At 33.8% G+C, this 25,348-nt stretch carries 29 protein-coding genes and 1 riboswitch; of the genes, 6 read left to right on the plus strand and 23 right to left on the minus strand.

The genetic code is table 11. From position 1 onward, the window contains the following. Positions 1-209: 209 nt before the first annotated feature. The 3 genes from BN349_RS17400 to BN349_RS17410 all read right to left on the minus strand — a co-directional run bounded on the left by BN349_RS17400 (position 210) and on the right by BN349_RS17410 (position 2,067). Complete coding sequence (locus BN349_RS17400) at positions 210-650, minus strand: cell wall hydrolase (RefSeq protein ID WP_019243613.1); 441 nt, start codon at positions 648-650, stop codon at positions 210-212. A gap of 256 nt (positions 651-906) precedes the next feature. Further along, the gene (locus tag BN349_RS17405) at positions 907-1,191 is read right to left on the minus strand and encodes a hypothetical protein (protein ID WP_148335120.1); all 285 of its coding nucleotides are present in this window, start codon (positions 1,189-1,191) and stop codon (positions 907-909) included. Between the two features lie 27 nt (positions 1,192-1,218). Then, complete coding sequence (locus BN349_RS17410; RefSeq protein WP_019243615.1) at positions 1,219-2,067, minus strand: pyridoxamine kinase; 849 nt, start codon at positions 2,065-2,067, stop codon at positions 1,219-1,221. A gap of 278 nt (positions 2,068-2,345) precedes the next feature. Between BN349_RS17410 and BN349_RS17415 the strand changes: the two genes are divergently transcribed. Beyond that, positions 2,346-2,885, plus strand: a complete 540-nt coding sequence (locus BN349_RS17415) for an ECF transporter S component (RefSeq protein ID WP_019243616.1) — start codon at positions 2,346-2,348, stop codon at positions 2,883-2,885. Between the two features lie 325 nt (positions 2,886-3,210). Here the strand turns inward: BN349_RS17415 and BN349_RS17420 are convergent, their stop codons facing one another. After that, entirely contained in the window at positions 3,211-4,083 is an 873-nt protein-coding gene (locus BN349_RS17420) for a YitT family protein (RefSeq protein WP_019243617.1), read from the minus strand. A gap of 326 nt (positions 4,084-4,409) precedes the next feature. Beyond that, on the minus strand, positions 4,410-5,336 hold the full coding sequence (locus BN349_RS17425) for a ketopantoate reductase family protein (protein WP_019243618.1): 927 nt from the start codon (positions 5,334-5,336) through the stop codon (positions 4,410-4,412). A gap of 312 nt (positions 5,337-5,648) precedes the next feature. Continuing rightward, a riboswitch (glycine riboswitch) is annotated at positions 5,649-5,727 on the plus strand. Between the two features lie 262 nt (positions 5,728-5,989). Between BN349_RS17425 and BN349_RS17435 the strand changes: the two genes are divergently transcribed. Next, the gene (locus BN349_RS17435; RefSeq protein WP_019243620.1) at positions 5,990-7,330 is read left to right on the plus strand and encodes an amino acid permease; all 1,341 of its coding nucleotides are present in this window, start codon (positions 5,990-5,992) and stop codon (positions 7,328-7,330) included. A gap of 100 nt (positions 7,331-7,430) precedes the next feature. Here the strand turns inward: BN349_RS17435 and BN349_RS17440 are convergent, their stop codons facing one another. Next, positions 7,431-8,255 (minus strand): alpha/beta fold hydrolase, encoded by an 825-nt coding sequence (locus BN349_RS17440; protein WP_019243621.1) that lies wholly within the window; start codon positions 8,253-8,255, stop codon positions 7,431-7,433. A gap of 491 nt (positions 8,256-8,746) precedes the next feature. Continuing rightward, positions 8,747-9,331 carry a vWA domain-containing protein gene (locus BN349_RS17445; RefSeq protein WP_019243622.1) on the minus strand — a complete coding sequence of 195 codons (585 nt, stop codon included), beginning with the start codon at positions 9,329-9,331 and terminating at the stop codon, positions 8,747-8,749. 99 nt (positions 9,332-9,430) lie between these two features. Between BN349_RS17445 and BN349_RS17450 the strand changes: the two genes are divergently transcribed. After that, entirely contained in the window at positions 9,431-9,934 is a 504-nt protein-coding gene (locus BN349_RS17450; protein WP_019243623.1) for a hypothetical protein, read from the plus strand. 49 nt (positions 9,935-9,983) lie between these two features. On the opposite strand, the gene BN349_RS17455 is transcribed toward BN349_RS17450, so the two are convergent. The 5 genes from BN349_RS17455 to BN349_RS25960 all read right to left on the minus strand — a co-directional run bounded on the left by BN349_RS17455 (position 9,984) and on the right by BN349_RS25960 (position 14,867). After that, entirely contained in the window at positions 9,984-10,322 is a 339-nt protein-coding gene (locus tag BN349_RS17455) for an iron chaperone (protein WP_019243624.1), read from the minus strand. Positions 10,323-10,818: 496 nt separating this feature from the next. Beyond that, positions 10,819-11,802, minus strand: a complete 984-nt coding sequence (locus BN349_RS17460; RefSeq protein ID WP_187370291.1) for a tRNA dihydrouridine synthase — start codon at positions 11,800-11,802, stop codon at positions 10,819-10,821. Positions 11,803-12,750: 948 nt separating this feature from the next. Continuing rightward, a complete protein-coding gene (locus BN349_RS17465; protein ID WP_019243626.1) occupies positions 12,751-13,386 on the minus strand; it encodes a hypothetical protein in 636 nt (211 codons plus the stop codon). Further along, positions 13,292-14,488 (minus strand): FtsK/SpoIIIE domain-containing protein, encoded by a 1,197-nt coding sequence (locus BN349_RS17470; RefSeq protein ID WP_019243627.1) that lies wholly within the window; start codon positions 14,486-14,488, stop codon positions 13,292-13,294. The genes BN349_RS17465 and BN349_RS17470 overlap by 95 nt, the downstream gene beginning before the upstream one ends. Before the next feature lie 208 nt (positions 14,489-14,696). After that, complete coding sequence (locus tag BN349_RS25960) at positions 14,697-14,867, minus strand: hypothetical protein (protein ID WP_019243628.1); 171 nt, start codon at positions 14,865-14,867, stop codon at positions 14,697-14,699. A 150-nt stretch (positions 14,868-15,017) separates the two neighbouring features. Here BN349_RS25960 and BN349_RS17480 point away from each other — a divergent pair, with 150 nt between their 5' ends. Both BN349_RS17480 and BN349_RS17485 read left to right on the plus strand, forming a co-directional pair. Next, positions 15,018-15,218 carry a helix-turn-helix transcriptional regulator gene (locus BN349_RS17480; protein ID WP_019243629.1) on the plus strand — a complete coding sequence of 67 codons (201 nt, stop codon included), beginning with the start codon at positions 15,018-15,020 and terminating at the stop codon, positions 15,216-15,218. 103 nt (positions 15,219-15,321) lie between these two features. Further along, on the plus strand, positions 15,322-15,867 hold the full coding sequence (locus tag BN349_RS17485; protein WP_019243630.1) for a hypothetical protein: 546 nt from the start codon (positions 15,322-15,324) through the stop codon (positions 15,865-15,867). 39 nt (positions 15,868-15,906) lie between these two features. Here the strand turns inward: BN349_RS17485 and BN349_RS25015 are convergent, their stop codons facing one another. Together BN349_RS25015 and BN349_RS17495 are read right to left on the minus strand one after the other, a co-directional pair. Then, positions 15,907-16,251, minus strand: coding sequence for a YolD-like family protein (locus BN349_RS25015; RefSeq protein WP_019243631.1), 345 nt, complete (start codon positions 16,249-16,251; stop codon positions 15,907-15,909). Beyond that, positions 16,251-16,466 (minus strand): hypothetical protein, encoded by a 216-nt coding sequence (locus BN349_RS17495; RefSeq protein ID WP_019243632.1) that lies wholly within the window; start codon positions 16,464-16,466, stop codon positions 16,251-16,253. Before BN349_RS17495 ends, BN349_RS25015 begins: the two co-directional genes overlap by 1 nt. Positions 16,467-16,582: 116 nt before the next feature. Between BN349_RS17495 and BN349_RS17500 the strand changes: the two genes are divergently transcribed. Next, positions 16,583-16,945 carry a hypothetical protein gene (locus BN349_RS17500; protein ID WP_019243633.1) on the plus strand — a complete coding sequence of 121 codons (363 nt, stop codon included), beginning with the start codon at positions 16,583-16,585 and terminating at the stop codon, positions 16,943-16,945. A gap of 15 nt (positions 16,946-16,960) precedes the next feature. On the opposite strand, the gene BN349_RS25020 is transcribed toward BN349_RS17500, so the two are convergent. The 9 genes from BN349_RS25020 to BN349_RS17545 form a co-directional block, all read right to left on the minus strand. After that, the gene (locus tag BN349_RS25020) at positions 16,961-17,782 is read right to left on the minus strand and encodes a peptidoglycan recognition protein family protein (RefSeq protein WP_019243634.1); all 822 of its coding nucleotides are present in this window, start codon (positions 17,780-17,782) and stop codon (positions 16,961-16,963) included. Then, positions 17,782-18,192: a phage holin family protein gene (locus BN349_RS17510; protein WP_019243635.1), complete on the minus strand. Its 411-nt coding sequence runs from the start codon at positions 18,190-18,192 to the stop codon at positions 17,782-17,784. Before BN349_RS17510 ends, BN349_RS25020 begins: the two co-directional genes overlap by 1 nt. Before the next feature lie 105 nt (positions 18,193-18,297). Beyond that, on the minus strand, positions 18,298-18,450 hold the full coding sequence (locus BN349_RS26150) for a hypothetical protein (RefSeq protein WP_198286497.1): 153 nt from the start codon (positions 18,448-18,450) through the stop codon (positions 18,298-18,300). A gap of 50 nt (positions 18,451-18,500) precedes the next feature. Further along, positions 18,501-18,797: a hypothetical protein gene (locus tag BN349_RS17520; protein ID WP_019243637.1), complete on the minus strand. Its 297-nt coding sequence runs from the start codon at positions 18,795-18,797 to the stop codon at positions 18,501-18,503. A 14-nt stretch (positions 18,798-18,811) separates the two neighbouring features. After that, positions 18,812-19,870, minus strand: coding sequence for a hypothetical protein (locus BN349_RS17525; RefSeq protein WP_019243638.1), 1,059 nt, complete (start codon positions 19,868-19,870; stop codon positions 18,812-18,814). Next, on the minus strand, positions 19,870-20,709 hold the full coding sequence (locus BN349_RS25025; RefSeq protein WP_019243639.1) for a hypothetical protein: 840 nt from the start codon (positions 20,707-20,709) through the stop codon (positions 19,870-19,872). Before BN349_RS25025 ends, BN349_RS17525 begins: the two co-directional genes overlap by 1 nt. Further along, complete coding sequence (locus BN349_RS17535) at positions 20,709-21,815, minus strand: siphovirus ReqiPepy6 Gp37-like family protein (protein WP_019243640.1); 1,107 nt, start codon at positions 21,813-21,815, stop codon at positions 20,709-20,711. The genes BN349_RS25025 and BN349_RS17535 overlap by 1 nt, the downstream gene beginning before the upstream one ends. 2 nt (positions 21,816-21,817) lie before the next feature. Beyond that, positions 21,818-22,708, minus strand: a complete 891-nt coding sequence (locus BN349_RS24265) for a phage tail family protein (RefSeq protein ID WP_019243641.1) — start codon at positions 22,706-22,708, stop codon at positions 21,818-21,820. An 11-nt stretch (positions 22,709-22,719) separates the two neighbouring features. Continuing rightward, complete coding sequence (locus tag BN349_RS17545) at positions 22,720-25,113, minus strand: phage tail protein (RefSeq protein WP_019243642.1); 2,394 nt, start codon at positions 25,111-25,113, stop codon at positions 22,720-22,722. Positions 25,114-25,348 lie beyond the last annotated feature (235 nt).

Here is a 25,348-nt window from a genome sequence, read left to right on the forward strand (position 1 = left end):
CTGCATAACAAAAAAGACTGCTTATTAGCAGCCTTGATCTAATTCAACTCTAGCACTTGTTAGTCTATATGCAATATTTCACAAAATTGAATCCTTGGATAAATTACTTTGCTACCAACCAGAACCTATGACTAAAAATGTTGTATTCGTATCATTAAAAAGGAAAAATTTCAATAAAACTCCAGAATTAATAATAGCTCCTAGACAACCTAACCTGAATAAACACTTTCACAAGTATTAGCTGCTGGTTCATAAAAACAATGATTTTTAAATTGACCACTAAAAGGTTGATCGTACCACGTTGGAGGACAGGGAGCATATGGATTAAAATACCAAAGGGCATATTTCGCTGGATGGTCTCTCCAATAATCCAAATTCTGTTTTGCTAACCTTTTTTCTTGAGACCTCGCCCTTTGGTAAAATAGATTTCCTTTTTGAACAGCTTCAAAAGAATAATTTCCTCCTTGTACCTGATAAACGACTTGTTCAATCGTTCTTACATCCTTAAAGTCTAAACAATCCGCTACAGCACGATTAACCACTACATTGCCAACATACAGCATCCCTTGTTGACCTTCACCCTCGGCTTCTGCCCTCATTAACCTTGCCATTAAATCAACATCTGATTCTCGGTATTGAACTCTTGGCATTTTTTCACCCCAAATATATAGTATGAAAAAAAGCCTACATTGATGTCATTGTTTATAAAAAAATGCTTAGTTTTTAATGCTTACAATACCTTTATTCAATGTAGTGTGGTGCTTAGGAAAAAAATAAATTCGATTTTTTACTTATTTTTTGCTCAAATATTATTCGATTTAACTAGTATTCTTTATTTTTAAGGACCAAAATCAGAAAAAAAGAACTGCTTAACAGCTCCTTATTACCCTAATATTCCACTAAAGATTAAAATAAGTCTTCGGGGTTTATCTTTGAAAATTCTTTGTATGCATCTTTTAATTTAGGTGTTTCTATCTCTTTAACTTCAAAATTTCCAGCTTTATAGCTACTATTTATACTAAAAGTAAATTCCACTGTTTGAGTTATAGTATCATTACCGATACAGTAAAAAGGGCTTTCACCTTTATCACGGAATGAATTCCAAATGTAAAGAGAGACAAAGTGGTAAACGTCTAAAGACCCGTAAATAATAATTTCTGAGCCATAAATTTCTCTTTCATATGTATTCAAAGATCCTTCACCGAACAAAGAATCATTCTATAATAACATTCTTAAAAATTTTTCGAAGTTAACCCCTTCTTCTTTAGGGATCTGCTCCAAGGTAGTATCCTTAATGGCTGCTGTTAAAAATGCCTCTGCAAGCTGTACAGCTTTTTCTAGGTTCTCTCCCCGCATCATGCTTCCCATTATGACAGAGGCAAATAAATCACCCGTACCCGAATAACTTTTACCATTGTACGGCATTGCACCATATATTGTTTTATTCCAGTCCAAATACATATTACCGATAAACTGCTTATCTGTATCTTCTGACGGCGGATTTACACCAGTGATGATTACCTTAGCTTTCGTTTCTTGTTGCAATGCCTTTCCAGCTTCTTCTAACGCTTTGATAAAATCTCTTTCATTTGAATAGCTATGTAATTTTTCATAAGATAATCCGGTTAATAGACAGCACTCCGTTACATTTGGTGTAATCACATCTGCACATTTCACAAGTTCTCTCATTCGTACTAGCAATTCTTCTGTAAAAAGTTTATAAGCTTCACCAACATCCCCCATTACCGGATCTACAAGCAAAATGTTTTCTTTTGTATGAAATTTATCTAAAAAACGAAAAATATTATCAATTTGCTCCTGTCCAGTTACAAAGCCGGTATAGATTCCATCAAAGGTTACCTGAAGCTTGCTCCATTCCTCTTCGAAATATTGCATTTTTGATGTGAAATCCTCACAAAAAAAACTTGGAAAACCTGTTTGTGCAGACAATATAGCAGTCGGTAAAGGACATGCCTGCACTCCCATTACCGAAAGAACCGGAATCACAGCTGTTAATGAGCACTTTCCAAAAGATGATAAATCTTGTATTACAGCAACTTTTTTCATAATAACCTCCATAAGATCTATCCAACTTAAGCTTTATTCATATTACCATAAATTAAAAATGTGGAAAATCCCTGATAATTGGGTTAATTGTGCATTTAAATATAACACTCTTTTTATTAACTTAATGCTTTATGGATTCTTTACTTAGTATAAAAACAGTTATCAACTCTCAAATTTCACAAACTGACCCCTACGTTTTTTGAAAAATTGACCCTTTTATATACATCAGTTTTTTGCTAAAGTAATCGGTAAATTCTAAATTTAGGAGGTTTATAGATATGGAAAATACACAAAGTTATACCAAGTCACGTCAAAAAACTTTTGATTTAATTATGACATCAATGTTAGTTGCACTTGTGTTCCTTTCTACTGTCTTTTTAAATATCAGACTACCAATTACGGCAAATGGTGGTTTAGTTCATCTAGGAACAGCCATGCTATTTATTGCCTCTATTTTATTTGGTCCTAAGAAGGGGGCTTTAGCCGGTGCAATAGGAATGGGGTTATTTGACGTAGTTGGAGGTTGGGCATTATGGGCGCCCATCACCTTTACGGCGCGTGGTTTACAAGGATACATCGTTGGTAAAATTGCTTGGTCAAATGGTCGCAAAGGTAACAGCATTGCTTTAAATTTAATTGCAACAATCGTTTCTATTCCATTTATGGTAGCAGTTTATTATATTGGTGAAGGAATTCTATACAATAATTGGATTGCACCCTTAGCTTCGATTCCAGGAGATCTCATTCAAAATGTATTAGGAATTATAATTGCCATTCCAGTTTGTGTTATCTTAAAAAAAGCACCTTATTTTAAGTAGTAGCAAATATAAAAAAGCGAAACTTTGATTCGTTTCGCTTTTTTCCTCACCAATCTCGTTCTTATTGGTGCTCAAACTCCTTTGGGATCTTAGCACCAGTAAGAACCAGATTGATACACATCTTCCAATGGATGCTTTTTTAATTTCAAAAGAGGGTAATTAATAGCAAACGGCAAGCAAATGTAGAGTTAAGGATAGTAAATCGCGAGATACCGACAGTAAACCCTAAGATGCAGCAAAATAGCCAATCCAATTATCCCCTTTAAAAACATCCTTTCACCTGTACTGCACTACAATTAAAAAGCATCCGGTTACTCGTTTTTATTTAATGAATATTATGCTTTTTGAAATTACCTCCCTTAACCTCCGCTACGTCATATACCGTAACAAAAGCACCTGGGTCAATTTCATGGATAATTTCTTTCATTTTACTTTCTTCTAAACGGTTAATAACACATGTAATTTCTTTAAATTGTTCATTCGAATAACCACCGTACACTTCATTGTACGTTGCACCTCGACCTAACCGATCACGAATGGTTTCTACCATTAATACAGGGTGTTTTGTAATAATTTTGAAAGTTTTAGAACCACTTAAACCTTCTTCTACAATGTGAATGACCTTAGAAGCTATAAAATAAGCAATCGCAGAAAGAATTGCCCCTTGTAGACCAAATACTGTTGATACAACAATAAAGACAAACATATTTAAGAATAATATGAGATCACTTGTCCCAAAAGGTAATTTTCGCGAAAGGAGTACAGCTAACATATCAATTCCATCTAATGCACCGCCATTACGTAAAGCTACCCCCATACCAAAACCAATAATAATACCTCCGACAACAGTAACTAACAACGTATCACCTTCAATAATCGTTGGCACATGGTGCATAAGGCTAGTACCTAAAGCTAGTGAAGCAATACCGATAACTGAATAGATTGCAAAGCTTTTCCCAATTTGTTTATATCCTAACCAAACAAATGGGATGTTTATGACTGCAATTAGAAGTCCTAATGGTAAGCCAAATAGTTGTGAGCCAACGATACTTATACCTGTTACCCCACCATCTGATACATTGTTTGGGATTAATACCGCTTCTAGTCCATATGCGGTTATAAAAGCCCCCATAATAATTAATACTACTCGTGAAATAATCTTCAGTTTGTTTGATTTTTGTTTTGTCGTTTTATTCATTTAATCTCCTCTTTTCAAACTAGTTTCTCTTTTATCTTTAACTAAAATATTAATATAATAATCAAAAAAAAACGAGTCATCAACAATAATAACTATGAACGCTACCTGTCACTACCAGTAATTATGATATCCCCCTTGATATTCTCACTTCTTTTATTAATACTACCTCATGATCTTACTGGAAAGATTTTAGATATAATAAAAGCCTTGAACATCATCAAAGTTCAAAGCTTTTGTGTGTTACTAGTATGAAGTACTTAGTAACATCTTTTTATACAAGTAATTTTCTTATTCTTTATACACTAAAATATACGGCCAATCTTCTATCACTGAAGAGTATATTGATCTTCAATAGCTTTAATCTTGTCGTATAATTCTTGATTGATAGGTGTAGATACTCCATATTTCTTCCCTAATTCCACAACCGTGCCTGCAAATAATTCCACTTCACTAAAACGTTTTGCCTCCACATCTTGAGCCATGGATGGTTTTCCATTAGGGCTTAATGTACCTAATACTTTCAGCCAATAGATCAAGTCTGCTTCCGTTAAATGAACTCCTTCTTTTTCGGATAGAGCAATTACTTCTCTCATCGCTGCAATCATTGTTTCTCGTGCTTTTCCTTCTCTTTGCACTCCCCCATAGTTACTTTGATGAACAGCGACTGTTTGATTAACTCCTACATTCAGCATGAATTTGCCCCATTGTCGTCTATACATATCTTTATCCAATTCAAATGGAAGATCCATTGCTGTAAAAAACGCTACTAAGTCCTTTGCGTTTTGTGAAACTTCATCAGAATCTTTACCACCAAAACAGAGCATACCCATATGGTCATAGGTTAATTTATTTCCTAGCTTAACGGCATCCATACCTTGTGCAACACAGTATAATACTTTGTCCATGCCATACGCTTCACCAATAATCACTTCACTCGTAATCCCATTCAATAGCGAAATAATAATAGTATGTTCTCCAACATAGTTCTTCACTGCTTGAATAGCTTCTTTCAATCCATTATATTTAACTGCAATGATAAGCAAGTCTGCTGGTTCTACTGCTTCATCTGGTGTAACATAATGAAACTGGCATGGTTCTCCATTGCAATAAATTTTATGTTCTTGATATCTTTTGATACGATCCTCATCTGCTATAATTTTCAAATCCTCTGTTGGCATTTTTTTTAATAAATGATTGCCAAACAAAACACCTAATGCCCCTAACCCTATAATGGATACTTTTTTGATTGTCATAGCCTCACTAACTTCCTTTCTTTTTCTATAAAAATTTTACTATATTTCCAGAATCTTTAATTTATATTAGTTGGAAGCATTTAAAGTGTGGAATATGAAGGCTTTTATGTAGTTGCTATTCTACTAAAATCCTATACATTAAAAATAGATTATTCTAATTTGTTGACCGAAGCCAAAAAAGATGATAGAATTCCAATATTGTTTTATAAATATAATAAATGTTGATTTATAGAAATTTCTTTCTATTAAACTTAACATTTAGACATAATCGCATATTAGTAAGCGATGAATGCCGTGGATAAAACTATGGCAGGAGCAGCTTCTGGAGAGACTGTACAAAGTACAGCGCCGAAGGATTCACAATCTCAGGCAAAAGGACAGAAGGATAACGAGTTACCAATTGTTATTCTCGACCTTAATGAGATTGGAATGTTTCCAATCTCTTTTTTTATTTCTCTCATAACAAATCAAGTGAGGTGAAAGAATCAAGCTTATTTTTTACATTAAGGAGATAAGATATCTAGTAGATTTTGAAAAAAATCTGTGAAACGAACGGCACTAGGAAGAAAAACACCTGTTCACTCAACAAGTCTACACTATTTTATTATCCGAATTTTTTAAATCATTTGACTACTAATGGAGGCGCAGAAAAATTGGCTCAGCAAAAATTAAAACGAGATTTAAAAAATCGACATGTACAATTAATTGCAATTGGAGGAACTATCGGAACAGGTTTATTTTTAGGATCAGGAAAATCTATTCACATGGCAGGTCCGTCCATTTTATTTGCTTATCTTATCATCGGAATATCTCTTTTCTTTGTCATGAGAGCGTTAGGAGAACTACTATTATCAAATAGTGGCTATACATCTTTTACTGAATTTGCAACGGAATATATCGGACCTTGGGCCGGATTTATAACTGGTTGGACCTATTGGTTCTGCTGGATTATGACAGCGATGGCTGATATTATTGCTGTCGGCGTGTATATGCAATACTGGTTTGATATCCCTCAATGGGTACCGGCTATAGCAGTCCTAGTTATTTTATTAGGTTTGAACCTATTAACGGTAAAACTTTTTGGAGAGTTAGAATTTTGGTTTGCAATCATTAAAGTTATTACAATTATTGCGTTAATCGTGATTGGTATTATTTTGTTAGTCATTGGTTTTAAAACTAATACTGGCACAGTTTCTATCTCAAACATTTGGAGCCATGGCGGCATGTTTCCAAATGGAATATCAGGATTTTTATTTTCACTTCAGCTAGTGGTGTTTTCATTTGTTGGGGTTGAATTGGTTGGGGTTACAGCAGCCGAAACTTCTAATCCGAAAAAGAACATCCCATCAGCTATCAATAAAATACCGCTTCGAATTTTACTTTTTTATGTAGGTGCTTTGTTCGTCATCCTTTGTATTAATCCTTGGGATCAATTGCATGCTACGAGCAGTCCTTTTGTTGAAGTATTTACGTTAGTCGGTATTCCGGTTGCCGCAGGAATTATCAATTTTGTCGTGTTAACATCCGCCGCTTCTGCGTGCAATAGTGGATTATTTTCAACAAGCCGAATGCTTTATACATTAAGCAAAGATAAAGAAGCACCAGCTAAGTTGTCTAAATTAAATAAACACGCCGTTCCAAGTAATGCTCTATTCATATCTACTCTTGTTGTTTCAGTAGGTGCCTTGTTAAGTAAATTAATTCCAGAAAATGCATTTGAAGTTGTTACAACAATTAGCGCCATCTGTTTTATTTGGGTATGGAGCATTATCTTAATTTCACATATTATCTATTCTAAAAAAAGACCTGATTTAAGAGCAAAATCGATTTTCAAAGCGCCTTTTGCACCTTTTATCAATTACATTATTTTAGGGTTGTTTTTATTCATATTAATCGTCATGCTATTTGCAGATGCAACACGCTTACCGCTTTTATTAACACCCATTTGGTTTGCGATGCTAGCAATAATATACAAAGTAAGGGAAAAGAACTAACAGTTAGTAAGAAACACTCACCGCTCCTTTTTGGTTTAGAGAATTCCAAAAAAGGTTTGAGACGATAGAATTCGTTCTCAAACCTTTTTTCATTAGTCATTTACTGATTCTCCTGTAAAAATTCCTCAACTATTGTATTAAACTTTTCACTATGCTCCCAAAACATTAAGTGTCCTCCAAGTATCTTGATTGAAGATTCAGGAGTGATTTTTTGTATATAAACACTCGCGACGTCAGCCCAATGCTCTGCAATAATGGATAACGTAGGCACTGATTCACTAGCTAGCTTTGCTTCTTCACGGTAATCAGAAAACATTCCAGCTGAAAATAAATTGGCAGCAATATAGTAAGGTGTTTTTAATGATTGTTCGACAATCCAATTCAATTCTTCTTCCTTCAATTCACGTTGAACCATCACTCCCTTCGCATATCCAGCTATAAAATCCCTTTGTCCTTGAGGATTTCTCATATAAGCTGTATATGCCGCGCCAATATCATCAAGAGAACCCTCCACCCAATCTTGATCATTAGTTGATAGGGCCTTCGGAGACATGTCTACTAATATCATAGATTTAATATGATCCATTCCATATTTCTTCACATATTCCCAAATTGTAAGACAACCAAATGACCAGCCTACTAGCGTCATATTTTTTACGCCTAATTGTAATAAGAGTTTGGCCAAATCCTCCCCATGTGTCACATAATCATTTCCATGAAGTGAAGCTGTAGAACGACCATGGCTTCTTGGATCGATAACTATCACACGATTCGTTTTCGAAAAATACTCTACCTGCTTAGAGAACACCTCCGTCGTAAAGGTGAATCCTGGAATAAAAACAATCGGATCGCCACTCCCAACATCTTGTACAAATAATTCTACCCCTGGGTCTACTTCTAAATACTTCCCACCTACTACTGTCATCATTTCAGCTCCTTCGGCAATTTCTATTAATCTGTTATTACAATATTCCATTTATCTTCGTTACATGCCTATCACATTAGAGGATACGGAATCTTTTTGTTGAATCCTTATAATGGAAAGGTGGTGGAACATTGACAAAAAAGAAAAACTTAGAAGATTACCGATAAACCATCCTGCCAGAACGTAATTTAAAGAAGAGTTAGCCAAATGCTACGCTGGCTTCCGAGATGAACAAGCAGTAGATAATCATTTGGAATTTTAGAATGGGACTATCAAATTACTTCAGTTGTATCCAAAATCTTATCTTCGTTAAATCTTGCTTCAGATGACACATTTAAAAATCGAGTTTATCCGAGAGTTACAGTAATTAATAACTAATGGCAAGTAAATGTGGAGCTATGGGCAGTAAATGATCTGATACGAACAGTTAAACACCATTTATCTACAGTAAATCCAACGTTACGGCGAGTAAACAGCATTTTCATTCCAAACTACTCTTCTCTAATTCTCATAATTTCTTCACACACGAAATCATACATCGTTTCTACACCTTCACTCGTTGCTTCGAATCGGTATGCCTTGTCATGCTGAATACCCATATTCTCAGCTTCTTTGGCAACATCAATATTAGCTCCCATAAAAAGAAATTCCCAATTATATGTCTCTTCTTGATGTTTGATCATCTCTTGAATTTTTTTATAAGTGAATTCTTGGCTAGCATTTTCTTGTCCGTCTGTCGTAATAACAAATAAAACCTTGCCTGGTCTTTCTGCTTCATCCGTCTTAGATAAACGATGTCCTACATCCAAAATGGTCTTACCAACGGCATCTAGTAGCGCAGTTATCCCTCTCACTTCATATTCTTTTTCTGACAATCTAACTTTATTGGCATCTACACCATTCCAAACAACTTCGTATTCGTTATCAAAAAGAATTAAAGTGATTATCGTTTCACCCTTTGTTTGGCATTGTTTTTCAATTAACGAATTCACCCCACCAATAGTATCCTTTTCGAGTCCGCACATGCTTCCACTTCGGTCGAGCACAAAAATGATTTCAGTTAAGTTTCGATTCATGCTTATCATCCTCCCAAACAACTAATTGATGATATAATTTTAACTAAGTTCATACGTCATTTGGTCGCCTCAAAAGCGACATTTTTGGAGGTATAAGAAGTGCTTGACCATGCCTTATTAAGAGAAATACAAACATATATTCAAACACATATAGAACCAATATGCTTTAAACTACAAGAATCCATTTATTTTATAGACAGTGCTATTGAAAATAGTACATCTGAAGATGCATTAGAAGACTTCATTAAAGAAAACCGGAAACCATCACTCAGCAGTGTCTTATTTTCATTTATAGATCAAACGGGGGAAACAGACGCCACCATTTATAATCGAGCCGGCATTGATCGTAAGCTCTTTTCAAAAATTCGAACCAATCCAAATTACCATCCTAGGAAAAGTACCATTCTCGCGCTTGCCCTAGCACTACAATTAAATAAGGATGATACGGATATCCTCTTAAACGCTGCTGGCTATTCACTATCAAGCAGTGAGACAAGCGATTTAATTGTACAGTTTTGCATTGAGAAGAAAATCTATAATATCTTTGACGTGAATCAAGCTTTAGAACATTTTCATGAAAAGCCATTGAATGGTTTACTATAAAAAAAAGGTTATGCACTTCACCGCGAAGTACATAACCTCTAAATACTTTTTACTTAGTATTTTCTTTCACTCTAAACTTCACAATTTCTGTAATTAGTTCCTTAGGCAAAGGCTGGCTCAACGGAAATTGAATAGCTCCTTTTGAATGCTTAAAATCGTCAAGCTGACTTTTAAAGTTTTCAACACCACTAGCACCAGGATAAAATCCAATATGCGCTTTATTCATTGCAAAATGCACCAAATTTTTATTCAAATAAAAAGTCGGCATCCCCCAGCTTATTTTTTCAGTCGCCATTGGTGCAGCCTCTCTAATCACTTGCCTTATTTCTTGCAGTTTGTCCTGCAGCTCTTCTGGATACTGCAATATATAGCTTTCCACTTCATTCATCAGCCAAACACCTCTTTCACTCATTCTACTTTGTAGCCTCTAAGATAGCCATACTTTCTCGCTGATAAACAAAGAAATTTACACAAGAAAAACACAACTGACCTAAACAGAAGCTTATTCCTTTCCAACAATCACTAGAAAAAAAGCTTTGATTTCAATAAGAAATCAAGGCTTTTAGAAGTTTCTATAATTATTTTAATTCTATAATACAGCCACATTCTCGATATTTGTAGAGTGTATATGGCAACACATGAATGCTGGTGGGTTTATTACGTTCTTAAGACCTTTTTCTTTCAGAAAACAGACTTGATCAAACTAAAATCAAAAGTAAGTAACATATTATTTTCATAAACGCAACCTTTTGAAGGTAAGAACGCAAAGCCACGAATCAAACAATAACAAAAATTTGCCGGCTGCAAAGGAAATTGAAACTGAATACAATAAGTACACATGAGCTGATGTGATTCATATTTACTCTAACTTTTTAAGAGTCCCATCATTTCACTATCCCTGTCATATCAACATCTTTTCCAAAGTTATCAAGCAATGCTCGCACTTCATCTGTTGATTTCGTGTTCATCAATTGATTTCTTAATTCACTTGCCCCTCGGAAGCCTTTAACATAAATTTTGAAAAAGCGATGAAGCCCTGTGATTGAACGTGGCAGTACTTCCGCATATTGATCTTGAAGGTCAAGCTGCAGTCTTAAAAGATCAAGATTTTCTTTACTGTTATGCTCTTTTGGCTCTTTTTCAAAAGCAAAAGGATTTTTAAAAATGCCTCGCCCGATCATAACACCATCAATACCATATTGTTCAGCAAGCCGCAGCCCAGTTTGACGGTCAGGAATGTCTCCATTGATTGTTAGTAGCGTATTTGGAGCGATACGGTCACGTAATTTTTTAATTTCCGGAATTAGCTCCCAATGTGCATCTACTTGGCTCATTTCCTCTCTTGTACGTAAATGAATAGAAAGGTTCGCAATGTCCTGTTTTAAAATATGCGTTAACCACGCCTCCCACTCATTTACATCCTTATAACCAAGTCGTGTTTTCACGCTGACAGGCAGGCCGCCTGCTTTTGCTGCTTGAATAAGTTCTGCCGCAACGTCTGGACGCAGAATAAGACCACTACCTTTTCCTCTCGATGCCACATTCGGTACAGGGCAGCCCATATTGATATCTACACCTTTAAATCCTAGTTCCGCCATTCCAATACTCATTTGACGGAAATATTCGGGCTTATCCCCCCATATATGTGCAACCATTGGCTGTTCATCTTCTGTAAACAACAAACGTCCACGTAAACTGTTTATTCCTTCTGGATGACAATAGCTATCCGAGTTTGCAAACTCTGTGAAAAATACATCCGGTCGACCGGCTTCACTTACTACATGACGAAAAACAACATCCGTCACATCTTCCATTGGTGCTAGTATAAAAAACGGTCGTGGTAAATCACGCCAAAAATTATCTATCATTTCAAACTCAAATCCTCTCATTATAAATACAACTTCAAACTCTCGGTCAAAAAATAAAACGTCAAATGTCCAACTTCTTTTACACTTATATCATGCTTAATAACTTATTATCAAACAAAAGTACATTTGACATTTATAATTTATGAAAAAACGATTGTGAAAATCGGAAATGTTTATATTAACGAAAATCAATCCTGAATAGTATTTTTATAAACAAAAAAGCAGATGGTATAGATTTTTTCTATATCAACTGCTTTTCTATTATACTGTTCAGTAATAATAAACTCCTGCTACACCATCCCGCTCAAACCCGCATTCCTACGCTACCTAATTTCTACCATTTAAAATAAAGTCCTGCACAGTTCCAGCATTCTCACAAATTTCTTCTCACTTTTTTTCCCACAACTTTATTTAATATTAAAATAATGTCGTGGTATTCCCTACTTTTCTTCTTGCCTTTTTCTCCCTCTTTTTCATGCTTTAAGGGTTCGTAAGAACCCCCTCTCACTTTTCATTCAAACGTTGAAACCGTAAGGTTTACCCTTGTTTTCTTCTTGCCTTTTTCCTAAATTAAAAAGGATGGGATTCCTGTTCCCACCCTTTCTTTTTCTTCCTTTTCTCCCTACCTTGACTCACAACTTTTCCACAGGCATATCAGAACTTTATTTTGATTATGACAGGGGTTTATTTTGTGAAGCAGGAGATTATTTTGGTTTTACATATACCAACTCTAACAACGCGACCGTCTCCACATGTGTCGTTTGTTTACACAAAAAAGCTATTCGTCACTATATAACATTTATTAACGCTAACAAAGTAACTAAAAACTGTATCTTAAAAGAAACCAAAACATTATCTGTCGTTAATTATAACTAAGCTAATTTTATTATAACTTATACAACGGTGGCACATGGGTGGAAAATTAACTTTATGCCACCGTTTATATTTTTATTTAATCTCATCGAACACTTTTACCTCACCTCGAAGCTTATATTCCAACAACCACTTCTCAAATTTCCTCTTTCTATCTAATGTTGTCGTAAATATCTCTAAACGTGGAGTATCTAATGATTTAAAACAATCAACATAAGACTTAATCTTTTTATGATTATCTTGCATGTGTCTAGTGTTATCTATTTCAACTATATGAGTATATCCATTTCTTTTATATACAGCATCGGCAACCATTTTACTTTTAGTGACTACATTCATACCTTTTATGACAATACCTAAATTATTAGGCTGCATTACCTCATATTCCAAAACACATTCATTTTTCCAATCCAAAGGACAATTTAAATACATGTATGCTTCATTTCTTAAAAGAGTGTGTTCCAAATTTGATTTTTTCACTTGTTGTTTATCAGAATCAATAAATGAAAGTCCTTGTTTATTCAGATAAAAGACCTTTTCTTTATTGAAAAATGTTGTATTGACATACGGTTCAATCTTTTTTATTACATAGCATGCGTTTCTATAACTTTTCAAATCATGGATTCCACGAAGATTTTTTATTGTGGCCATCCCTAAATGATCTATCGTTATCAATAATTGTTCTACTTTTGACTGAGTTGATAATATCACTTTCTTTCTCCTCCATTTTTGTGAACATGTACTTGTCATCAATATAAGGCACTTGTACAATACGTTTCTTTTCAATCTTATAAATTGCTCTACCAGGTATGCTTGGTAGTTCTTCAGCTCCGTTTTCATCTAAAATAACTCGTGAAGCAACTTGAGCCGCAGCAATGAAAGATAATCGAGCAACAATGTTCATTTTAATTTGCATTGGTACTGCTTCTTTCACAGGATATTGAGTACAAAAAAGCATTCTATATCCAATACCTCCACCTATACGAGCGATTTCTGATAAGGTTTGTTGACAGTAATTAGCATACTTTTTTAGTTCTCCAGTAAGTAGGTTCGGTGAAAGTTCAGCTCCTTCATCCACAATAATGAATGTCCTTTTCTTTATTGGAGTATCGACTATATTTGTATAACCATTTTGTCTAAATGACTTTTCTTTGTCCTTTAACTCCTGGTGAATTAATGCTAATAATTCAACTGATTCACGTAAATCAGAAGCAACTCCTTTCACTTGTGGTAGACCAATGTATTTTCCAAACTCTAAACCACCCTTTAGGTCCAGAAAGTAAAACTCAGCATTTTCTAACTGATTCATAAGCAAAGTATAAAAGGCTTCTTTAATAAACACTGTTTTACCAAATCGAGTAACACCACCGACTAGCATATGAGGATATTTTTCAAAATCATGATAAAGTGTACCTTCATGATTCTTTCCAATTGGTATTTGCCATGTATTGATACTTAGTAAGTCATCTGTGTATTTCCATTTAGTAGGCAACTGAGAATTGAATGTTTTAAGCTTAAATACTCCATCTTCAAAGGTATAATCACAATCTTTATTAAGACCTTCTTCAATTGCTGGAATGATTGATTCGAATTGATAAGAGGATAATCCGAGTGGTAAAGAAAAAATGTAAGTGGAATGTGTTTGTTGTTGAGATTTTTTTAGTAGAATTGGGTAGTGGATCTCTTCTTGTTTTTTAATGCCTAATGATGTATTTTCAAATACTTTTTTTATTTTATCTATGTCCTTCATCTTTCTTTTTGGGACAAGCGCTGCTCCTACTGCTAAAGCTGGTAAAGCTAGTATTTCCCACATTGTAACCCTCCTTGAATATTTCATTGTAGCTTTCAAAGATGTTTTCATAAAGTGAAATTTTCATTGAAGTTTTCATTTATTGTTATATAACGTATATCTCTTGTACTTTTTCTTTCATTTTCTTTGGAACAGATATACATCTATTACCCTTTATTTTCTCTTCATATGCGCTAGCAAAATTTTCAGATATCTAAATTGTGTAGTCAATTCAAAGGAATAAAGTTGCTGCTAATTTGACGATATATAATAGCCCTCCAAACTTTGCTGTTTCCATTGTGAGTTTTAATAAATCGTTGTTTATCCCAAATCCTATGTTTTCTAATAAACCGATGCCAATCATTGTTGCTCCAAATGCTCCTATTAAAACTATCCCCTCCATTTTCTTCACTCTCCTTTTCTTTGAATACTTCATTGTATGGATATTTGCCTAGATAATGCGTGTCTATACAAAATAATTCATGATATTTATGTAAATTAATTTGTGAAAGGATTGAAACGATTAATATAGAATTTAATGATAGGTGATATTATGAAAAGTAATATAGGAAGAATAATTGATGAATCTCCATATAAGCGAGAATATATTATGAAAGAATTTAATAGGAGCAGGAATACGATTTCAGCGTGGTGCACAGGAAAGAGTTATCCCAATGCTCGTGAAATGTTTAAATTGGCAAAGTTATTAGGTGTTAAAGTTGATGATTTATACGATATAGAGGATGATTATTGAATATCGTTATAAAATATAAATTCAATTACCTATCCGTTTGTAATATTTGTAATTATTAGTTATATTTAACTAGGGAAATATTATAAATTTTGGGGGTATAAATATGAAAAAGTTTTTTAAGTTTGGCTGTTTAGGTTTTATTGCACTAATTGTAATTTTTATTATTATTGCTGTTGCTGGTGGGGGAGATAGTGATAAGGTATCTACAGGATCAGATAATAATAAAAATGAGGAAAAAGAAACAAAAACTGTAGATGATGGTTCAAAAAAAGTAGATGCTAGTTCGCAGAACATGGATGCTGTTGGATTAAAAATAGGACTTGGCGAAATCAAAATTACTGATGATAAAATCTTAGTAGGGATAAATATTGAAAATACCAATTCTAAAGCAGTAAGTTTTTATCCAGATCAAGGGTCTGCTGTAGTCGGCAATATGCAGTTAGATGCTAACTTATTTTTAACTGATGGTGATATTGGCGGAGATGTACAATCAGGTGTAAAACAAGAAGGTGTTATTGAATTTTTAGCTCCAAAAGGTAAAAATATCGATGTTAAGTCTGTAAAAGAAATCAAACTTGAATTAGGCGATGTTAACTCAGAAGATTTCATGGAAAATCATAAAGTTTCATTTACAATTCCTGTACAGTAAATAATTCTAAAATAAGCCCTTCTCTTATGAGTTGGGCTTTTATATTATTCTTTGGTCTAATACTTCAACACTGATAATTGAATCAAAAGGAATGAAATGTGGATTCCCATTTTCTTCAGCACTTCTAACTATTTTATTTAAATCATCTAATTGAATAACTCTAACTTTAATATCTTCTATAAAACCACTTCTCCATAATGTAAATTTCAAATAATAACAAAACTCCATTGCATAAAGGATTTTTTGTTCATTTTCTTCTATTTGGCATGCATCTAAAATAGGCTTTTCAACTTTCCTTGCTTCATATTTATCCCTTGCTATTTGTTCCGTATGTTCTGATAAGAAAAAACCTTGCCATTTCAACATTCCTCTATCTTGATACATTAAGAAGCACTTCTCTTTCCAACAGATCCACATGAAAGAATACTTTCAATCTTAAAAACACGTTCTGCTTTACGATAATGACAATATGCTCTGATTTTTTCCTTACCAATTGCTTTAACAGTAATAATACGTTGTGTTACCTTACCATACTTATCGATGTAAAAAATCATAATTGGAGCCTTATTTTCTCTAGATTGAATAAGTAAGCTTTTCATGATGGAACCTCCTTTTTTTATAATTATATACGAACTAACGTTCTTATTTCAAGTTGATTACGAACGAATGTTTGTATATAATTGATATATATATTTTACTCAAAAGAGGTATTGATATGATAAATATAAATGATAAAAATCGAGATCTTATTGAAAATGAAATATATTTACCCATGTTAATTACCATTTTGGAACGTGATAAAAAAATTATTGAGCAAGGATCATTTAAACTTAAGAATCCTTATTTGAATTTACTAGATCGAATACTTAAAGAAATAAACAAGGATTTAAAAGCATCGAGAGATTACTTGATGAAAAACAATATTAAAGTATTAAAGGGTAGTAGCGATGAGTATTTCACAGTGTACACCTTTATTTTAAATGGACAACACGAGTATCAAAAATATTTCAATCCACGTTTGAGGAATAGAAGTGAGGAATTAATAACGGAGTATTTTAATAAGCCCCTCTCGAATTGAGAAGGGCTTTTGACTTTATTTTTTTAGTTCTTCAATTTGTTTTTCTAATTGATCAATTTTTTTTACAGTATCATTCATACGTGGCCCTTCTATATAGCCGCGTTCAATTGCGATGTAAATTAATTCAATTGCTTTGTCTTGTGTCATTGCACCTTCAAGAAACTCTTTACGATGCGCATCACTTAATGGAGATTCTTTCTTTTCGAATCGAGATAATACAGTAGCAACTGCTTCTCTTCCTACTAACGTTGTCGGAACAAATACATCACGTTTAATTTCACTCATAAGCTTATCCTCTCTTTCTTTATTAGCTACATTTGTATTTTTTAAAAATGATCCATCAACTACATTTTTATAATTCCAAGTGTCACCAGGACAATTTTTCCAAATATAACCTGGACATTCTTGGTGTCCTTTAATAATTTTCAGTTTTGGCAATGTTCTTTGTAACTCTTTGACTAATAAGTATAATGACATCATTTGAGCTTCTGTTGGTTTTTCTTTCGATCCTTCTGTACGGAAATCACCAATTAGGCAAATACCAATACTTCTTGTGTTAGTATTGCCAGCATGGTACGTTCTACGATCTAGATCATCACACTGAAAAATAGTACCGTCTGGTGCTATTACAAATGGGTATGCTATCCCTGGCCACTTCTGTGTATCAATATGATAGTTTGCAAAAGCTTGAGGAGTTGAACCTTTTGCATTTTGTTTAGTCATTGAATGATGGATAACAATTGTGTCTTTAACAGCTGTACCAACTAACGGATAACGCCCTTTTCTTCTAATAGTATTTCTTAGATCTTTGTATTTGTTTAAGTCTTTAAGTGCCATTATTTATTCACTTCCTTATTCTCATCATCTTCTGATTCAATAACATGCAATTTATCAGAGATAATTTTAGGCACTTTCACACCAATCTGAGCCAAGTTTTCAATAATAGATAAACCTTCATTAGCGATATAAAAAAGAACCGTAGCAATCGCTACAGCTCCATTTAATCCTAATATCTTATCAATGATATTCGCTAAGATGATAACCCCAAATATCCCTATTTTACGCGCATATCCAAACAATGCTGTTCTACTTCTCAATCTCTTATCTTTAATTGCTTTCATGATACCAGTTACGATATCAACTAGCATAAGCAATACAAGTAAATCTAAGAACTTTACACCACCAAATAAATACGTTTGAACAATATCTAAACTCCCAGCTTCAATAAACAATGTAAATCCCTCCAATTCATTTCACTCCTTTCATTTAGATTCCCATCCCTAGAAATCGTTTGAAAAAAGACATAAAAAATACACCTTAATCGGTGTTTGCTTTGTTGCGTATAATAGATCCTACTGTGCTATTGGTGGTTGATAATCACCAGCTAAATATTCCAGACCACTATCTTTCAAATGTTCATATACTTGTGGTTTCAAACTATTTGGCACATCTTCAAATTTTGTTTTATCTAAAATCACTCTTTGCGCAAAAAACATTGCCATCATTACACCATCATCTCCTAGTATTTTTATTAGTAGCCAATATAAAAAGCTGATCATGGATAGAACGCAATCGCCATTTCTGCAACTACATCCTCCATAAAATCAGCTCTTTCAGATATTGCTTTATTTTGTGCTTTCATTAATTCATTTTCCTTTTGTAATTCTTGGACTTGCATATCTTCATAATAAAGTTTCTTGCCATCATATTTTAGAATGTCAGATTGGCCAATTGATGGTTTTGGTAAACTTTGAACTAAAATACCTTGTTCAAGCTGCTCTTTTGATAACATTTCTGGTTTGTAATGCCTATATGTTTCAATACCGTTTTCATCGAATTTCAGAAATATCAAGCCTTACCACCTCCTTAAAAAAATGCTTCGGTAATAGGTAATTTACCTTTGAATTGAATAGGGTAAACATAACTACCACCAACATTTTTCACTAACTCTTTAGTTTTTATATCATAAACTACAACTGAACCTATATTACCGCTTTCTTCAATATATCCATACAAATACTTTTCATCAAAATCAGTAAAAGAAACACTATCGGTCATTGAAGGGAAAGTCATATAGTCGCTTATAGTTCCGTTAGTGGAATCTACACTTATTATCTTTTTTAAAGACCAATTAGAAAATAACATGTTACCTTTTTTGTCTAGTCCCATATTAGTCCAATTGCCAGTTGCTGTTGGTAATTGAATTTGTTTTTTAGACAATAAAGTATTATTTGAATAATCAATTTCGATAATTTGCATATAACTTGCCCGTCTTGTTATAGCAGACATTATTTTGCCTTGTTTAGTGAAGAAAAACTTTTCATCGTTACCGCCATCTATTGTTAAATTATTGTTCAATATTTCTAAAGTAGATAATTTACAAAGCATATACCTATATGCACCGTTATATACATGGACGGCAAATAAATCTTTTGTAGGGTGAACAGTTACCCAGCCCCAATAATTCATGTTTTGCTGAGTAAGATTGTAAGGATGTGATTTTCTGTTTCTTATAGTTCCATTTGGATTTATATGAATAAATTCACCATCTGTCATTATTAACCCATTTCCACTTTTATCAATAGTCGCTAACCCTTGAGGATATAAACTGTAAGGATTTAAAGGTAATTGAATAGTAGCTATATCCACCGCTTTATTGTCAATTACTCTTACTTGTCCGTTTTCTATGATGTAAAAAACACCGTGAAAAGGATCTGGATAAAAGTTTTTAAGATTATTTCTTAAATTTGTAGTAACAATAGGTGTAGTGAAGTTGTCCGATCTCCACCAAATACTATCACGAGCATAGAACCCATTGCCTATTTTATTTGCTCTTTTCCCCAAACCATAACCATGATAATAATTCATAATGTTGTCTGGTGAAATGTTTCCTAAATGTTGTAAACCTAAGTCGTTTATCCTCATTAGTTAGGCACCTCATTTAACAGTAAACCATTAGAATTGAATGTTCTTGTGTAAACGATTGTTTTCATTGGTGTTACACCATCTTGTCCGTATAACGTTTCTGTTCTTGTTCGATAGTTTAAGTCGCTATCTGGATTCGATAACACACTAACAGCAATCGTTACACCCGCACTATTTTTAAGAGTAACTTTTTTGAACTTATCATTTTGGTCCACATCTTCTTTGTAAACCGCTTTTGGTTGTCCTAATTCAATCAATGCGCCTTCTACATTATCAGATACATAGAGGTTATTGATATCGTCTAATTTGACATTCCTAGCTTGTGCGTTCATTTCAGCGAATAAGTTATTTACTATCCCACCTACGGTTACATCATTTCTTGTATCAATTATATTGTTTTGCACAATACTTGTAGCTCCAGCATTAATTGCAACAGTAGCAATCCCTAGTTCGTAAATGTCAGCATCACGTTGAACTGTAGGAGGCAAAGGATTACTTGCCGGTGTTCCTTTTTTAATAATTGTTTTTATTTCACGATCTATAAAGCTTAATTGAACTACTACTCTATCAATCCGATTTAAAACACCGTCTGCAACATCGTGTGTCAAAATCAAATCACTTGTATTTTTGTACATATAACCATTAATCCATGCTCTTCCGGATTTAATTGTAACGTTCATATTACCTGCATCTGCAATAGCTTTTAAATTCAGGTCGGAAGGAAAAAAACCATTCGTAATTAATGGACTAAAAAAATCAGCAAAATCCTCAGCTTTATATTCTCTATCCCATGTTCCATTTACATTTACAGCATTAAAAAAATATCCTAATTCAGCCATTATTTCACCGCCCTTTTTATTTTGTCTATTAAATTAGGAACATTTGACCCGAAATTTACTTTTAAACTAGTTCCACTTTTATTAACAGTTTCAATCACAGAAACGATACGAGTATGCAGTATGATATCTAAATCATCATTACGAATACTCACTTTATCTCCTAAAAAGTAATCTACACCAAATATATTGTTAGAATATAAGTCTACATCACTCTCAAAAGTAGTGATCTTTTGATATTCAGATAGTGCTTTTTCTCCTTCTGCTTTTAATAAGGAATTGTATTCTGTATCTGTAAGAGTTACTTCTTGGTCATTTTCATTTTTATATGTTTTTTTAACACTATTTGCATCAACAAACATTTCTATTCTGTCGAACCCACTAAGTTCATCATTAACAATTACTGTTCTTCTTGTTAATCCTTCTTCTTCACCTTCAACAATCGCTGTTGTGCGATAATCGCTATCATCCTCAACATAGTTTTGTTTAAGTACATTATCAGAGTCCTTTGAAAAGATAATATGTGGATTCTCGCTTTGTTCTGCGCTTCTGTCTGTACCTTTCCAAGTTGTATAAACAAACTTTTTATTTTCTAAATCAATAAATATATCCCAAGAACAATCATATTTATTACATAAATCATATGATAGATCATCTAAATGAACATTAGCAGCACTCTCAGTTCCATCTTCAAGATCGCATTTGTACTCGAAATCAACATCAAGATGAGGTATTTTCCTATTTTGAGTCGTATTAATAGCGTTGTAATAAATAAATTTCTTAATTACATATTCAAGATTATCTGTATATACTTGTTGACCTAAGACGATTCGACGATGTAACAATACATTGAATGATGGAGCTATGATTTGCAGTATACTTGATTGTTCATCTTCGTATTCTCTTCTTGGGATTACATAACCTCTAGATAAATCATTCGATTTTACAAGTATTCTACCTTTTTGTAATAAATCTATGTTCTCCTTATTGCCTTCCACACTTAGATAAAGATAGCTCATTTTTGTATAATGTAGCTCTGACTCAACCTGAATAAATTCATCAATCATTCCAAGATGATTAAGTTCCATATCAAATACGTATAATTCCACAGTCACACCCCCAATAATCGAGAAGTGAAATTAATTGATACTTCTAGGTTGTCTAAACCTTCATCTGCATTGTAACGGAAAAGATTATCTCCTATTTCCAACTGTAAAAATTTCGATGCTAGGTCTAACGTATTAAAAGCATTAGTTATCACGCCATTTCTAGTTAACTTTATAGTCTTTTTGCCACGATAAGTTGACACTTCAATTACATCTCCCGATAACATAGTGGTATTAATTTTCATTTGCTCATAGGTATTAACATTAACTAGGGACGGATTACTAAGAGTTCCCCTTGCACGAAAACGTATAATCATTCCGGTTGATTCTTGCCCATCATTTTTTACATTTACTATGAGTGATTGCTGTCGTTTTCCCATTGTAATACCTTTATCTTGTGGAATAATTAACGGAAAATGAAATGATGATTGCCACAAAGCTAAATCAATACTTTGAGCATTTTTTTTATAAAAATAAGGGTCATTTGAACTGAATTGTATTAACCCTTTTTGCCATTCATTATTGTTGTTTTCAAATCCTGTTGGGAATGATGGTGAAGCTTCTAAATTTGCATTTAAATAATACTCTTCACCACTTTTAGTTGTGAAATCTATACGCATAGGATTAGCTTTAGGATTGAACACTTTATAAGCTTCATTACGCTTTTCTTCAATCCACCAAGAATCAGTCATAGCTTTGTAAATAAAAAAAGGAACATCAAAGTCCCTATTTTCTAATTTTGTATTTTGATAATTAGATCCATCACCAGTTGATTCTGAATAATTAACTGAAGCACTTAGCCCACTCATGTCAAAATCATCTGGAATACGAAAATGGCGACCAAATGTAATTGAATCGCCACGAGAATTAGTTATTTTCATGTTTTTAATTATCATTTGATCACCACCTAATTAAATTGAAAAGCTAATCTACGTAAACTACGCTCATTTGCTCTTGCTATTTCGTTAGCGTTTGCTCCAGCAGTAACTTTGATAGTTGGATATACGTTTCTAGAGTAGTCATACGAATTCGAATTATAGTTTGTACTTTTTGATTCCATCATACCTTGGGCGCTACTAGCCAAACTACCATATGCACTATCAATAGCGCTCATTAATCGACTAGATGACTTTTCAACACCTAATATATATCCTTCGTTTGTATTTTCTCCAATTTCCTCAAATACACGGGAAGGTGAATGGGTATCTAATAATGATTTTGCTTTATCAATAACACCACCAACAACACCACTAATGGCTTCTATAGCTGCATCTTTCATGTTACTAATACCATTTATTAACCCTCTAATAATATTTTTACCAACTTCACCGAGATCGATTTCGTCGAATTTATCAACCATAGACTTAATTAATTTCCCGACTCCTATAATTAAATCAGGTATCATATCTACTAATCCTTCGATTAATTTCCCTACAATTTTAATACCAGCGCTCAAAACCTCTGGTAGGTTTTCCCATATCGTTTTTGTAATTGAAGCAATTAACTGTATCGTTGTTGCAACCAAGCTCGGTAATACCTTTATAATTCCATCTATTAAAGAATTAAGTAACTTCATACCTGAATCAATAATTTTAGGAAGATTATCAATAATCGTTTTTATTAAAGTGTCAAGAACTTTTACGGCTGTAGGTACAAGTTGCGGTAAAATTTTCAAAATCCCATCAATAACAGAATTAAGAATTTTAATACCTGAGTTAACAATTTCAGGTAACATGCCTACAATTGTTTCAACAATTGTTACAATTAAATCTAAAGCTGTATCAATTAGGCTAGGCAACATTTGAACAATTCCATCAACTAAAGATGTCAATATAGAAGCGCCCATCGCTATAATTTGCGGTAATAACGTTGTCGCTGTTTCGACTAATGCTGTAAACACGCCCACAATACCTTCAACGATGATTGGTAGGTTATCAGCGATACCTTGAATCAAAGAAGAAATAATCTGAACACCCGCTTCGATTATTAAAGGGTACATTGTTGCCGCTGTAGCTAACCACTGATTTATTAATGTAATCACTGTTTCGGTTATTTGTGGTAAGTTATTAGTGATTCCAGTTATCATATTTTGAATCATTTCTACGCCTGCTTGTATCATTTGCGGAAGAGTTGCTGTAATACCACCACTAAATAAATTCATTGCTGCTACTGCATCAAATGCTTTATTCGTCCAATCAAGAAACGCTACACCTAAATTCATAACCATAGTTACTAATGGCATTAAACGTTCCCCAAGTCCAGCAACTGCCATTTGCAAAGCTACCTGAGCAGAATTGTATTCAGTAATTGCAGCATTGGACTTTTGATATTCTTCATAAGTAGAAGCTAATCCAAGTTCGGCTAATTGTTGTAATACATAGTCAGTCTCAGTTCCATTTTTTTTGGCTTGAGCTAGCCCTGCGTTAAAAGTATCTAAACTTACTCCAGAACGTTCTAATAATTCGCCAAACTGACCAACCGCTTCACCTGTTGCGAATGTTTCCTGTAAACCGTCAGCAATCCCCTCTGTTTTTAACGTGTCACTAAAACGGATTGCTGCCCCATTAATTTCATCGATTACTTGGGACATCTGCTGGTCGTTAAATCCAGTTGCCATTAAGTTTGATAATGTTTCAACTGCTGAATCAGCCTCACCACTAACTGCCGCAACTTTAGCGAAGTTCTTCTCGATTCCTTCCATACTAAAACCTGCATTTAACGCATTGGCTTCGAGACGAGCTAAATCTGTATTTAATTCTGCTGAAGCCGCAACTAATCCACCAATTCCAGCAACTGCCGCAACTGCCGCACCGCCTAAAGCTTTAAATGCTGCTGATCCTCTTTTTCCGCTTTTTTCTGCTTCGTCTCCTAATTTCTCAACGGAATCAGTAGCTTTCTTTATGTCTTTATCATCCGCTTTTAAATCCGCATCCGTTTTAGATACTTCCTCTAGTTTTCCTTTTAGGCTTTTAAGTGATTGTTCGGTATCTGAAACCTCTCGTTGAAAGGCACGATACTGTTCAGCAGATATATCACCTTTAGCAAATTGAGCATCTACTTGCGCTTGTGCTTGTTTTAAGGTATCGAGTTTTTTTGTAGTAGCTTCTACATTTTGTGCTAAAATTTGTTGTTTTTGAGCAACTAGTTCTGTATTACCTGGGTCAAACTTTAACAGTTTCTCTACTTGTTTAAGTTCTTTTTGCAGACCAATAGATTCACTGTTTACATCTTTTAAGGCACTTCCTAACTTGGTTGTATCTGCTCCTAATTCAATCGTAATTCCTTTTATGTTCCCTGCCACACTTTGTTCACCGTCCTTTTAGACAAAAAGAAAAAGGACGTGATTAACGTCCTTTCAATGCTTCAATATCAGCTTGTGTAGCTTTTCTCTTCTTCTTTCTATTTGGTTGCTGTAAGTAAGTAAATTCCGTTACATAATCTAAACACATACCAACAGACATGTATTCCATATCATCAAAAGATAAACCGCTTCTTCGGCACAAAAGTAAATATGTTTCTACTGTTATTTGTTCACT

Source organism: Bacillus sp. AP8, assembly GCF_000321185.1.
GTDB lineage: Bacteria > Bacillota > Bacilli > Bacillales > DSM-1321 > Bacillus_AD > Bacillus_AD massilioanorexius.